The sequence below is a fragment of the Gordonia alkanivorans NBRC 16433 genome, from assembly GCF_000225505.1.
Lineage (GTDB): Bacteria > Actinomycetota > Actinomycetes > Mycobacteriales > Mycobacteriaceae > Gordonia > Gordonia alkanivorans.
Genome location: NZ_BACI01000034.1, coordinates 1 through 12,714 on the forward strand (window position 1 = coordinate 1; position 12,714 = coordinate 12,714).

Here is a 12,714-nt window from a genome sequence, read left to right on the forward strand (position 1 = left end):
GACGAGGGATGAACGTCTACTACCGAGCGCAACCGGACTCGCTGGAAGCACTGCGCAACGTCCTCAGCGCCACGACAGGGTGCTGCTGACCGTCACCGAGCGCGCGATCCGTCGAGCAACTGCGTCAGGCCCCCCTCGTCGGCACCGCGACACGCGAGGCTCACGCAGAGTGACGCCTCGCGGGCATTTCATGAAGAAGTGTCACCACCAAGACCCCCAACACTGTCACCGATGTCTTGATGCAGAACTGTCACCGATGTCCTGGGAGATAACCGGACCGCACTTCGGCGGATGGCATCGAGCTCACGGAAAGCGCCCCGGTAGTCCGTGGCCAGACCGGGACGCGAGCCCTTCGGCACGGGTCGTCCGTCGGAGACGGCTGGCACGTCTGGTAGGTCTTTATCCAGACTCACCGATCGAAGGAGATTCCCATGGACGTCGCAGGCAGGGTTGCCATCGTCACCGGCGGCGGGGGCGGGATCGGTGGTGCGCTCGCGCACGCACTGGTCGAGGCGGACGCGAAGGTCGTGGTCACCGACCTCGATGCGGCATCGGCGGAAAGCGTCGCCGGCGCACTCGGGGAGGCCGCGGTCGCGATCGCCGGCGATGCCTCCAGCGACGACCACATCGACGCCGCGGTCCGCCTCGCCGAGTCGACCTACGGGCCCGTCGACCTGTACTTCGCGAACGCCGGTATCGGACGTGGCGGCGGCCTGGACACCGACGAGGCGATGTGGGATCTGGCGCTCGACGTGAACCTGCGCAGCCACATCCGGGCGGCGCGTCGTCTGGTGCCGGAGTGGGTCGAGCGGGGCGGCGGATACTTCGTCAGCACGGCGTCGGCCGCGGGCCTGCTGACCCAGATCGGCAACGCGCCGTACTCGGTCACCAAGCATGCCGCGGTCGGTTTCGCCGAGTGGCTCAACATCACCCACGGCGACGACGGTGTCCGCGTCAGCTGTTTGTGCCCGATGGGCGTCGACACCAAGCTGCTGCGGCCCGACGACGATTCGGCGACCGCGGATCAGAAGCTGATGCAGAGGGCCGTCGAGACCGCCGGTGAGGTCCTGACCCCGGGTGCGGTGGCCGCGATCGTGCTGGAAGCCGTTGCCGACGAACGGTTCCTGATCCTGCCGCACGCCGAGGTGCTGGACATGTACCGCCAGAAGGGTGCCGACTACGACCGTTGGCTGCGCGGAATGCGGCGCTACCAGCGATCCCTGGCCTGAGCAGCTACTCGAAGTAGCGGCGCGGGACGTCGACGAGCATCGTCGTGATGTCGGCGTCACTGACGCCGCGCTCGCGGAGCGCGGGCAGGACGTCGTCGCTGATGTGGCGATAGTTCCACTTGGGCAGCGCCTGCTTCTTCGCCTCGTGGTCGAACCAGTCGATGAAGCACGACGCGTCGTGGGCGAGTGCCATGCGGTCGGCGTAGCCGCGTTTGCACAGTTCGGCGACCGTGTTCACCCGGTCCTCGAACGGCAGCAGCAGGTCGAGACCGAATCGGTCCATGCCCAGGATCGAGCCGGCGTCGGCGATCTTCATCAGGTAGTCGAGGTCGACGCTGTCGCCGGAATGGCCGATGACCACCTTGGTGAGATCGGCACCCTCTTCGGCCAGCACCTTCTGCGCCACCAGACCCGACTGGGTGTGCGGGTTGGTGTGCACGGTGATGGGCGCACCGGTCTGCGCGCTGGTCTGGCCGACGGCTCGCATCACGCGCTCGACGCCGGGCGTCAGCCCCTGTTCCTCTATGGCGCACTTGAGGAATGCGGCGCGGACCCCCGTGTCGGCGATGCCTTCGGTGAGGTCCTTGGTGAACAGATCGACCAGCGGTTCGGGAACATCGAACAGCAACCCGGGGCCGGCGTAGTGGAACTGGAACGGGATGTCGTTGTACGTGTAGAGCCCCGTCGCGACGACGATGTTGAGGTCGATCTGCTCGGCGATCCGTTGGATGCGCGGGATGTACCGGCCGAGTCCGAGGACCGTGGGATCGAGGATCGTGTCGATCCCCAGCTCCTTCAGCTCGGCCAGGTCATGGACGGCCTCGGCGACCTTCGCGTCCTCGTCCCAGTCGTCCTGGTAGTTCTGCCGGAACTCCTCGCCGACGATGAAGACATGCTCGTGCACAAGCACTTTGCCGAGATCGGCGGAATCGATCGGACCTGCTGCAGTGTGGACGGTGGCCACGAGAACCTCCTCCGGGGGTCGCCTCGTTGCGGACCCGCTGCGCCGAACCCTAATCGACCCTCCTCCGGCCCGGAGGTCGTTTCGGCGGGCCCGGCCATCGCCACCGATGAGTTCCGGCGGGACCTCGGGTCTGACATCGTGACACCAACGCAGACCGCGAGCACAGGAGCATCCCGATGGGAAAGATCCACGTCCACGAGTTCGTCACCCTCGACGGCAGTTACGAGAACCCCGCCTTCACGATGCCGTACGGGTTCACCGACCGGATGGGCGAGGTCCTGGGCGGTATCACCGGCGAATGTGACGGAATCCTGCTGGGCCGCAACACCTTCGAGATGTTCGGTCCGGCCTGGTCGAAACGGACCGTCGACGACGACCCGGGCGCCCCGTTCTTCAACGACACCACCAAGTACGTCGTCTCCTCGACGCTCGACGAGGCGACGGGCTGGCAGAATTCCGAGGCCATCGGTGGCTACGACCCCGAGCGGATCCGAGAACTCAAGGAATCCCACCACCTGTACATCAGCGGCAGCGGCACGCTGGTCCGAGCCCTGCTGCGCGACAGGCTGATCGACGAGTTGCACCTACTCGTCTACCCGGTGGTCCTCGGTAGCGGCGCGCGCCTCTTCGACGGTCTCGCCGACCTGCCGCTCACCCTGGTGGGGACGGAGTCCTTCGACAACGGCGTCGTACACATGTCGTACGCATCGACCGCCTGACGGTCAGGTCAGCTCCATCGCGCTGAGGAGCAACTGCGCCACCTCCGCGTAGGCGCGGTGCTCCGCCTCGCAGAAGGCGATCTCCTCCTCGCCGAGTTCGGCCTTGCGGGCAGACGCCAAGTTGTCCATCCACTCACGCATCTCCGCGGCGCAGATGTCGAAGAACTCGTGCACGCGTTCGGGGTCGCGGCGGCAGGCGATGAGCACAGTACTGGGCGACAGCTTGCTGCCCGGTTTCTGGTTGACGCGCAGAAGTGCCAGCAACGCTCCGGGGAGACGCTCACCACGACACCGGTGCGTGGACTTCTTGTCGCCTTCGAGTCGGGTGATCATCTCGGCGCGGGCGGTGGCGGCGAACTCGTCCCACCGCCGCAGCGCGGCGTCGAGGTTGGCGGGACTGAACACCGCCACATCGAGGCGACGCTGCGCGTAGACGAGACCGTTGCGGACGACCACCGCGATCTCCGGCCAGCGCGGCGAGAACTCGGAGATCAGCATCCCCAGCACCGATGGCGGCGGTACTGCGGAACTGAGGATCGTGACGATCTCCAGCGCACGCGCATCCCGTGTCGGCCGCAGCAACGACGTACCCGACGACCGCAGGAAGATCGCCTTGCGTGGGCTGATCACCACCGGCCGGCCGGCCGCGGCCATCGCCGCGCGGACCAGTTCGACGAGATGGTCCTTGGACTGCGGTACGACCCCACTCTCGGCGGGTGCATCGAGCGGACGGGCCAGCGAGGCGAAGCGGATGGTGTCGGCGTTGGTGGTCTCGGAATCGAGCGCGTGGGTCCCGAACTCGCGGCCGTGCCGGTCGGCCGCGGGGTCGTCGGCGGTCTCGATGTCGGCCGATCCCGACGCCAGATGGTGCCGCGCGTACGACGGGTCGCCGATGCTGACGAACGACGGGTGGATGACTCCCCACACCTCGCGCAGAGCGCGTACGGCGGCGCGGGCGAGGTCACCGAAACGATCGTCGGCGACCTCGTAACAGAAGGCGCTGCGTCCCTCCAGGCGGCACCAGCCGCGGTCGACGATGTACGTTGCCTGCCGCATCCAACGGTCCTTGTCGGTCCACGTCAGATCTCCCGCGGAGATGGTGCAGCGCAACCGGTCCTCGTCGGCGACGGCGAACGTCATACGTCTGCGCCAGCCACCGGCCGCCGCCTCGACGACCGTCAACGACTGCCCGGGCACCAGCTGCGGCACCCGGCCGGCGAGGGTGTCGGTGAAGTCCCGCCATGCCGCCTCGACGACGGCATCGAAATCGGGGGACATTCGCACTCCTCAGGGCTGGGGTCCTCGTGCTGGGCGGCCGCCGGCGAACCTGCGGAACCCGAATATTACGACGCCTTCCTGACACCCGGGTGAGATCTACAGCGGAGTCGAATGCCGGGTCGACTCGCCATAGCTCCTATGCCAGGGAAGTCGATGGTCGGCGTAGTCCGCACACGTCAGCGGGGAGTGCCGCGGGGAGCCACCGGTCAGCGACTCCCACATCACCGAGTTGACGATCCGGACGGCCGCCGACCCCGTGTAGGTCGGGTGCCAGGTGTCGGCGGACTCCAGCGGGCCGATGACCCGAGGCGCCGCGGTTCGCGGTTGTGCTCGCGCCTGCTCGGCCCGGGAGATGCCGCAGAGCACGCAGGCGCTCGCCGAGGTGTGGCGGCGTCGCCGTGCCCAGGCCTCGGCCCGCATCGGTATCACCGTCAGCTGTACCAGTGCGCCGCCCGCCTCGGGTCCCGCGCCGGCGTGGATCGACGGGGCGACGAACTGCCGGAGATCACCGGTCCCCGTTCGGTACGACGCCAAGGTCTGCTGCGTCGGCACCTCGATGTAGTCGTCGGTGGTGAAGTCGGGTGTTCCGGTGAACGGCTCGCCGCTGATCGCATTGATCCCGTCCACGCCGACCATCACCAGGAACGGGTGCTGATGCGGAGAGGAGAAGTCGATCCAGGTCGCCTCCGACTGCCACATCGGGATGACGGCGTCGGCGTCGCCGGTCGGTGATCCGTGCGCGAGGCGCAGAGTGGTGTCGGCGGGGAGTCCGGCCCTGACCTGGGGATCGGTGGCGCGCAGGGTCCTCGGGAAGACGACATGCAGGCGGGCGTCGGGTCCCAGTTCGGGGAAGGCGAACGTCAGCGTGCTGCGGTCGGTGGTGAGGGTCATGCGTTGCTCCGATGGAATGCCCGGCGGGGCCGCCCGCGGGAGACCCACTACCGATATAGCGCACGCACCACCCTGGCGCTCGTGTACGGGACCGTAATCCTCCGGGTGGACTACCGGAAGACCCAGAAGGCGGGAGGGTGGTGTCCGGTTCGCGGCTACTTGGCCGTCGGACGACGGTCGGTGACGTCGTCGGACAGCACGACGACCCGGAGCGCGGCGCGCAGATTGTGGGTCGTGGCCCGCCAGGCATCGGCCTCGTGCCGGCACGCATCGGCCTCGGTCGAGTCCGCGGAGGCGACCGCGTCGGCCGCCGAACGCCGCCAGGTGAGGTACTGCTCCTCGCAGGTGTGGATGAACGAGAGGATGTCGGCCTGGTTGTAGCGGCAGATCTTGGCGACCTCGTGGGCGGACAGATTTCCTCCGTCGGGATCGAGTTCCAGCAACGTCTGCAGCGCATCCGGAAGGCGTTCGTCGGTTTCGGGTCGGGCGGGTGCCGCGGTCTGCGTGATCTGCTCGATGACCTTGGGTGCGCAGTCGGCGAGGAAGCTGAACCACTCGGCGAGCGCGGAGCCCAGGTTGTGGGGGTGGAAGACCGCGCATTCGAGGGTCAGGGTCGCGAAGACCTCGTCCTGCAGGAGGTGGACACGGACCGCCGAACCCATCGTCGGCTGGGCCGCCACGATGTCGGCGGCGCGCCTGCGGTCGGGGATGTCGCCGGCCAGGCGGGCGAAGAACTCGAGCCGGGGGGCGTCCGACCGGGGACTCAGCCACGACGACACCGGTTTGGTCGGCAGGGCGATGTCACCGTCGGCGTCGGTCTGGATCCGGCAACCGGTCAGGTCCTCGAGCGATCCGACGAGCAGCGCCCGGAGGTGGTCGTCGTCGAAGGGCTGAACGGCGACCTCGATCTGCGGTTCGGCGCGCGCTGCCGGGCTGTGGTCGAGGAAGGCCGGGTGCACGACCTCCCAGACCCGACGCAGCGTGGCCACCGTGGTGTGGGCGACCTCGTCGACGCGTCGGCGGCCCACCTCGTAGATGTGGGTGCCGTTGCGCAGCCGACGCCAGCCGAGCTCGGCGAGTATCTCGAGATGCTCGAGGAAGTACTCCTCGGTAGGGTGCAGATCGGTGTCGGCGATGGTGCACCGCAGACGGTTCGACCCGGTGAGGGTGAATCGGAGTTTGCCGTGGGGCCCTTCGGGGATCAGGGGGTCCTGCTGGATCGTGAGCGTCGAGCCGGGGGTGAGGTTGGCCAGACGGTCACCTACGTGCAACTGGAAAGTGCGCCAGGCGTCATCGATGTTCGAGTCCACGGTGAAGTCGGGCGTCATGTCGACTTCCTTTCTCGTGCGCTGAGATCGGGAGCGCCCAGTGCAGGGGTGTAAAGCGTGCTTCGGGTTGCTGCGGTGTCGGTTCGTCAACGGACAGCCCGGATGAGCCGACTCAGACATGAACGACCGCGAACCCGTCTTGGGGTTCAGGTTAGGTGACCGGGGCGACATTGTTGGTCGGTTGATCAGACCTGTAGCTGAACGATTGCTCGAACCGTACCCCGCTCTGGGACACCCGGCTGACCACGCACACCGTTCTCCCAGAGCCGGGAGCATCGTACCAGGTCAGAGACGTAACCAGATCACGCGGCCGGTGACGAGTAAGGCACCTCCGCCGGCGACTCGGGAGCCTGGGTGGGCTCCTCCGGTGGCGGGAGGTACTCGCTGGTGGTCGGCTCCGTGGTGGTCGGCGTCTCGGTGGGGGTCTCCGCCGGCGGCGGTGCCTCGTACGTCTCGGTCGACGTTTCCGCGGGTGGAGCCGACCGGGGGATCTCCGGTTGCGCGACGGTCCAGGAGGCGGAGCGGACCACGACGGACCGGGACGACAGGGTCAGGGTCCAGACGCCCGTCGCGTCGGTCGCACCGAGCACGGCGGCCCGCTGCAGTGCGGTCGCACCAACCGTGCGCGGCACGCCGTCGCTGCACGTCAGCGTGATGGTGCCCGACGGCGCGCCGGCCGGGACCGAGCAGCTGACCGCCAGGCCCGCGTCGTCGAAGACGAAGCTCCCGATCAGGTCACCGGCGCCGCTGAACGAGGTCGGGACGGCCGCGGCCGCCGGGGGACTCTGGGCGGCAGGATTCTCGGACGCCGGACTCTCGGGGGCACCGGAGGCCGGGACCTCCGCCGAACCCGGGACGCCGGACCCCGGCTCGCCCGATGGAGAGTCGGCCGGCGAGTCCGAGGCGGGTGCGCCGACCGGTAGGCCGTTGTCCTCGGCGGCACGCTCCTCGACGGCCGGGGCGGCGACCGGGTTACCGGCCTCGAGCAGGCCGTTGCGCTCGGCGTCCTCGTCGGTGCCCGCCGTGAAGGGGGTGTTCAGCGAGGCCGGCGAGGGCAGTGGTTCGGAGAGCGGCGGCAGTCCGGACAGGTCGAGCAGACCGCCCAGCGTTTGCGGCAGGACCTCGCCGGTGAGGAAGTTCAGCAGCTGCAGGACAGACCCTCCGTTGGCGTTCGCGACGGGCGTGGGGGCGCCTGGAACGATCGTCGTCGTCCGGTTGACCGCGGTGACGTTCTGGTTGTTGTAGGCGATGCGGGTGACCTCGCGGCTCTGATAGCCGGGCCACGGCTGACCCTCGAGCCGGTACCCGCCGAGGGGTGCGGAGGCCGGCGGCGCGAGTGGATTGCCGCACGAGCACATCGCGCGCGGGACTCCGGCGGCGTCGACATAGACCGACGTGCCACGCTGCAGCACCGACTGGAACGGTTCGGCCCGACCCGTCGTGTAGGTGTGGTTCGTGACCCAGGTGTCGGCCGTGAGGACCACCGGGGTGAGGGTGTTGAGGTAGTGCGGGATGGAGGCCGTGTTGATCCCGAAGACGCTCGCCCAGGCGGCGGCCTTCGCCGGATCGGCCATCAGGCGGTTGCTGAGTGCCGCGGTGTCGCAGGCCATGGTGTCGCCGGTCGCGTACAGGCCTGCCTCGGTGCCGTTGACCGCGCGGCCACCCATGTCCGGTGCCCCGGCCCTCGCTGTCAGGGCGACGTTCGCGGGCAGGTTCCCCGCTCCGGCGACGAGGACGGGATCGGTGAACGGGTCGATGCCGGGATCGTTGACCGCGGCCAGGGTGAGGCCGGGTACGTAGATGTCCCCCTTGCGGGCCTTCACGACGAAGACGATCCCCGCCGCGAGCACCAGGGCCAGGACGACGACGATCGCGCCGAGAACGAGGGTGAGGGCCTGCCGGTTCCGGGGCCGAGGAGGTACCGCACCGAAGGGCGTCGAGGGGTGGGTCGGGGGACCGGGCGGGTAGGTCATCGGGGCGAACTCCTCTTGCCGACGCGCCGGCGACACTGGCGCGGTCGTGGCGGGCGGAGGCGCTCGCCGAGTTCGAGTATCAGCGCCCCGTCACACGTCGGGCAAGGCCTGACCAGCAGAGATCGGACATCTGCCGCCAAATCTCGACCGTTTGGACCACACGGCGTAACGCGGCCGCCGACGGTCCCGACAAACCGGTTCGGGCCGGGGAGGCGTCCTCAGATCCGCCCGAACACCATCGAGTCGTCGATCTTGCTGATGCGGTGATCGAGTGCGTCCCGATAGTAGTTGTGGCGCACCTTCCAGTGCCCGTGGGTTCCCGACTTCGGCAGCGCATCGGGTGACCGTTCGACGTAGCCGGCCTTGAGATCCCACAGCGGTTGCGCCGTCATCGGTTCGGACCCGAGGTGCGGGTAGGCGTGGGTGTAGCCGTTCTCGCGCATGTACTTCACCAGGGCCGCGACGGACCGCGCGGTCATGTCGGCACGCAGCGTCCACGACGCATTCGTGTAACCCACCGACCACGCGAGGTTGGGCACGTCCTCGAGCAGGTGGCTCTTGAAGACGAAGCGGTCGTGCGGCTTCACCTCGTCGCCGTCGACGCGCAGACGGGTCCCGCCGAATCCGAGCAGCTGGAGGCCGGTCGCGGTGACGATGATGTCGGCGTCGAGATGCCGGCCCGATGTCAGACGCACACCGGTCTCGTCGAAGCGGTCGATGTGGTCGGTGACCATCTCGATCGATCCCTCGGTGATGCCGTTGAACAGGTCGGCGTCTGGAACCAGGCACATGCGCTGATCCCACGGGTTGTACGACGGGTTGAAGTGCACGTCGACCGGATAGTCGTCGGGCAGGTTCGCGGCGACGTTGGCGCGGATCAGCTTTCGCCCGAGCTTCGGGAAGCGGTGGGTGAGGTGCACGATCGCCGCGGTCTGCGTCGCATAGCGAAGGCGGATCGCGCGGTGGGCGGCGGCCGGCGGCAGCAACTTCTTGAGGACCGGTGCCAGGTAGGCCTTCTGCTTCGACGAGAAGATGTACGACGGTGAGCGCTGCAGCATCGTCACGTGTGCGGCGTCGGCGGCGAGGTTGGGGATGAGGCTCACCGCCGTTGCACCGCTGCCGATGACGACGACGCGCTTGCCGCGATAGTCGAGGTCCTCCGGCCAGTGCTGGGGGTGGATGATCTGCCCGGTGAAGTCCTCGGCTCCGGCGAACCGAGGCGTGTAGGGCTGGTCATAGTCGTAGTAGCCGGTCGCGAAGAGCAGGAACCGGCAGCGGTAGGTCTCGGTGCGTTTGTCCGCACCCTCGCCGACTTCCACGCCGAGTGTCCAGGTGTCGGTCGAGGAATCCCAGTCCGCGGTCAGCACGTGCCGCTCGAAGCGGATCTGGTCGGCGATGCCGTACTTGTGCGCGGTGTGCTCGATGTACTTCCGGATGTCGGCGCCCTCGGCCAGCGCACCCGGCTTGCGCCACGGCTCGAAAGGATAACTCAGCGAATAGATGTCGCTGTCCGAGCGGACACCCGGATACCGGAACAGGTCCCAGGTGCCGCCCACGCGGGCGCGTCGTTCGAGGATCAGATAGTCGGCGTCCGGGTTCTGCTCGCGCAGGCGATAAGCGCAATCGATGCCGGACAGGCCGGCTCCGATGATGATGACATCCAGCAGTCGGGACTCGGTTTCCGATGACGAGCTGGGCTCGGGATCGCTTGCTGATCGGATGGCATCGGTGGCGTCGATCTCGGTCACAGGGACCTCCTCGGTGGGGTGCCTCGGCTGCTGCAATCATGCAACACTTGTCGTCGGATGTGAACGGAATCACACCGTCAGTCACGACGATAGGCCCCGGGCCGACACCTCACGCCAGGGGATGGGTCACGCCAAGTAGAAGGCCACTTACTGCCGGTCCGCGAACCGCGGTGCGGGATGATCGCCACCGTCGACGGCGGCCCGGCTTATTTTGCTTGTCTCACACACATCCGCCGCGCTCGATTTGCATCCCTACCCTCCCGTAAGGGTAGAGTTCTGCATGTTGCGCCGCTCCATGCGGTATCGATCGCCGCCCATGATCGTGAGAGCTTGCGCGACAGAGTCTGTGATTCACGGCGCAGTGCGGCGTCGGTGTTCCAACATCCGTATTCGCGGTTCCGTGCCGCGCGCCCGACGTCCCCTGAAAGCGATGTGTCTATGGCAACTGAAGTACTCTCTCCTGCTCAACAACAGTCGGTGTGGTCGACATTGCGTTCGCCCGGGCGCTTGCGTACCGAGATCCTGGCCGGGCTCGTGGTCGCGCTCGCGTTGATCCCCGAGGCGATCTCGTTTTCGATCATCGCCGGGGTGGATCCGCGAGTCGGCTTGTTCGCGTCGTTCACGATGGCGGTGACGATCGCGATCGTGGGGGGTCGGCCGGCGATGATCTCTGCTGCGACCGGCGCTGTTGCGCTCGTTGTTGCGCCACTGGTCAAAAGCCACGGACTGGACTATCTCATCGCCGCGGTGATTCTCGCCGGCGTCTTTCAATTGATCCTCGGCGGTCTCGGTGTCGCCAAATTGATGCGGTTCATACCCCGCAGCGTCATGGTCGGGTTCGTCAACGCACTGGCCATCCTCATCTTCACCGCACAGCTCCCGCACCTGCTGGGCGTGCCGTGGTTGGTCTATCCTCTGGTCGCCACCGGTATCGCCATCATCGTGTTCCTGCCGAAGCTCATCACGGTGATCCCCGCCCCGCTCGTGGCCATCGTGCTGCTCACTGCCGCCACTCTGGCCGTTGGATTCTCGGTGCCCGACGTCGGCGATGAAGGAGAACTGCCCGACAGCCTGCCCACCCTGTTCTTCCCCGACGTCCCGCTGACCTGGGACACCCTGACGGTCATCGCCCCCTATGCGTTCACCATGGCACTGGTCGGACTGCTCGAATCGTTGATGACCGCGAAGTTGGTCGACGATCTCACCGACACCCACTCCAACAAGACCCGCGAAGCCGCCGGTCAGGGAATCGCGAACGTCGTCAGTGGCTTCTTCGGCGGGATGGGTGGCTGCGCGATGATCGGGCAAACCATGATCAACGTCAAAGACTCCGGTGCGCGCACGCGGATCTCGACATTCCTCGCGGGGGTGTTCCTGCTCATCCTGGTCGTCGGCCTCGGTGACATTGTCGCCCTCATCCCCATGGCCGCCCTCGTCGCCGTCATGATCATGGTGTCAGTCGGCACCATGGATTGGCACAGCCTCAACCCGAATACGTTGCGGCGCATGCCAAAAAGCGAGACTGCGGTCATGCTTGCCACCGTCGTCGTCACCGTAGCCACCCACAACCTCGCCTATGGCGTCATCGTCGGTGTCCTCACTGCCATGGTGCTCTTCGCTCGGCGGGTCGCCCACTTCACCGAAGTCGTCGACGTCGCCGACCCCGACCCCGACACACGGGTGTACGGCGTGCAGGGTGAACTGTTCTTCGCGTCGAGCAACGATCTGATCTATCAGTTCGACTACTTCGGCGATCCGAAGAACGTGATCATCGACATGAGCGGCTCACACATCTGGGACGCCTCCACGGTCGCTACCCTTGACGCCATCACGACCAAGTACCAGGCAAAGGGCAAGGCCGTCACCATCATCGGACTCAATGACAGCAGTGCCGAGCGTCATCAACGGCTCAGCGGACACCTCTCCGGCAACCACTGACCACGAAAGGGCCACCAGTGACCGCCAACGAGACCGAGCACTTCCAGATCGGCGAAGTCGCCGCTGCCACCGAACTATCGGTCAAGACCATCCGCCACTACGACGATGTCGGCCTGGTCGCCCCCTCGGCACGCTCCGCCGGGGGCTTCCGCCTCTACACCCGCGCCGACATCGACCGGCTTCTGGTCATCCGCCGGATGAAGCCCCTCGGCTTCACGCTCGACGACATGCGCGCCCTACTGGCGGCTCAAGACACACTCGCGCTCCCGGACGCCCACGACCACGACCGCCACGCGGCACTGATCACCATCACCGAGTTCCGCAGCCGCACCGAGGACGCCTGCGGCAAGCTCGAGCGCCAACTCGAGTACGCCCGCGAACTGACCGCACAACTCGCTGACCAGATCAGCGCCAACCAGCGCATCTGACTCGCAATTCATTAATGTGGGCGCTCGGCAGGAACAGCCTCGCGATCTGCGGCAACCCGAGAATGGTCGCCGGCACCGGCGCCGCGCTCGGCGCCGACGACCGCCTGAAGGATCGTCGCCCGTGCCGATTCAGCAGCATCCCGTGGTGGCGCTGAGGACATTGCGTAGCGCTTCCAGCGAGTCCGGGCGGGCGCGGTAGTAAACGTTCATCCCTCGCC

Annotated in this window: 10 protein-coding genes and 2 pseudogenes; 5 read left to right on the top strand and 7 right to left on the bottom strand. The window is 67.3% G+C overall.

The annotated features are described in order from the left end of the window. Positions 1-89: pseudogene (locus GOALK_RS24555) on the top strand (Rv2640c family ArsR-like transcriptional regulator); the annotation flags it as partial. A 342-nt stretch (positions 90-431) separates the two neighbouring features. Next, positions 432-1,229 (top strand): SDR family oxidoreductase, encoded by a 798-nt coding sequence (locus tag GOALK_RS05255; protein ID WP_006357763.1) that lies wholly within the window; start codon positions 432-434, stop codon positions 1,227-1,229. 4 nt (positions 1,230-1,233) lie between these two features. Here the strand turns inward: GOALK_RS05255 and GOALK_RS05260 are convergent, their stop codons facing one another. Continuing rightward, positions 1,234-2,193: a phosphotriesterase family protein gene (locus GOALK_RS05260; RefSeq protein WP_006357764.1), complete on the bottom strand. Its 960-nt coding sequence runs from the start codon at positions 2,191-2,193 to the stop codon at positions 1,234-1,236. Between the two features lie 176 nt (positions 2,194-2,369). Between GOALK_RS05260 and GOALK_RS05265 the strand changes: the two genes are divergently transcribed. Continuing rightward, positions 2,370-2,912, top strand: coding sequence for a dihydrofolate reductase family protein (locus tag GOALK_RS05265; RefSeq protein WP_006357765.1), 543 nt, complete (start codon positions 2,370-2,372; stop codon positions 2,910-2,912). Between the two features lie 3 nt (positions 2,913-2,915). Here GOALK_RS05265 and GOALK_RS05270 read toward each other — a convergent pair whose 3' ends face one another. From GOALK_RS05270 to GOALK_RS05290, 5 genes are all read right to left on the bottom strand, one after another. Further along, entirely contained in the window at positions 2,916-4,190 is a 1,275-nt protein-coding gene (locus tag GOALK_RS05270) for a TY-Chap domain-containing protein (RefSeq protein WP_006357766.1), read from the bottom strand. A 96-nt stretch (positions 4,191-4,286) separates the two neighbouring features. Next, entirely contained in the window at positions 4,287-5,081 is a 795-nt protein-coding gene (locus GOALK_RS05275) for a hypothetical protein (protein ID WP_006357767.1), read from the bottom strand. Positions 5,082-5,236: 155 nt separating this feature from the next. Then, the gene (locus GOALK_RS05280) at positions 5,237-6,409 is read right to left on the bottom strand and encodes a TY-Chap domain-containing protein (protein ID WP_006357768.1); all 1,173 of its coding nucleotides are present in this window, start codon (positions 6,407-6,409) and stop codon (positions 5,237-5,239) included. Between the two features lie 302 nt (positions 6,410-6,711). Then, a complete protein-coding gene (locus GOALK_RS05285) occupies positions 6,712-8,382 on the bottom strand; it encodes a DUF6777 domain-containing protein (protein WP_006357769.1) in 1,671 nt (556 codons plus the stop codon). Positions 8,383-8,600: 218 nt separating this feature from the next. After that, positions 8,601-10,130: a flavin-containing monooxygenase gene (locus GOALK_RS05290; RefSeq protein ID WP_006357770.1), complete on the bottom strand. Its 1,530-nt coding sequence runs from the start codon at positions 10,128-10,130 to the stop codon at positions 8,601-8,603. A 438-nt stretch (positions 10,131-10,568) separates the two neighbouring features. On the opposite strand from GOALK_RS05290, the gene GOALK_RS05295 reads away from it, so the two are divergent. Together GOALK_RS05295 and GOALK_RS05300 are read left to right on the top strand one after the other, a co-directional pair. Further along, positions 10,569-12,068 (top strand): SulP family inorganic anion transporter, encoded by a 1,500-nt coding sequence (locus tag GOALK_RS05295; protein ID WP_040004012.1) that lies wholly within the window; start codon positions 10,569-10,571, stop codon positions 12,066-12,068. Positions 12,069-12,085: 17 nt separating this feature from the next. Next, entirely contained in the window at positions 12,086-12,496 is a 411-nt protein-coding gene (locus GOALK_RS05300) for a MerR family transcriptional regulator (protein WP_006357772.1), read from the top strand. A gap of 129 nt (positions 12,497-12,625) precedes the next feature. On the opposite strand, the pseudogene GOALK_RS24560 reads toward GOALK_RS05300, so the two are convergent. Then, a pseudogene (locus tag GOALK_RS24560) lies at positions 12,626-12,714 on the bottom strand (Rv2640c family ArsR-like transcriptional regulator); the annotation flags it as partial.

Excerpts from the sequence above, each read along its gene's own strand:
- GOALK_RS05255 (WP_006357763.1), top strand. The coding sequence starts at position 432 with ATGGACGTCGCAGGCAGGGTTGCCATCGTCACCGGCGGCGGGGGCGGG.
- GOALK_RS05280 (WP_006357768.1), bottom strand. The coding sequence starts at position 6,409 with ATGACGCCCGACTTCACCGTGGACTCGAACATCGATGACGCCTGGCGC.
- GOALK_RS05265 (WP_006357765.1), top strand. The coding sequence starts at position 2,370 with ATGGGAAAGATCCACGTCCACGAGTTCGTCACCCTCGACGGCAGTTAC.
- GOALK_RS05275 (WP_006357767.1), bottom strand. The coding sequence starts at position 5,081 with ATGACCCTCACCACCGACCGCAGCACGCTGACGTTCGCCTTCCCCGAA.
- GOALK_RS05295 (WP_040004012.1), top strand. The coding sequence starts at position 10,569 with ATGGCAACTGAAGTACTCTCTCCTGCTCAACAACAGTCGGTGTGGTCG.
- GOALK_RS05270 (WP_006357766.1), bottom strand. The coding sequence starts at position 4,190 with ATGTCCCCCGATTTCGATGCCGTCGTCGAGGCGGCATGGCGGGACTTC.
- GOALK_RS05285 (WP_006357769.1), bottom strand. The coding sequence starts at position 8,382 with ATGACCTACCCGCCCGGTCCCCCGACCCACCCCTCGACGCCCTTCGGT.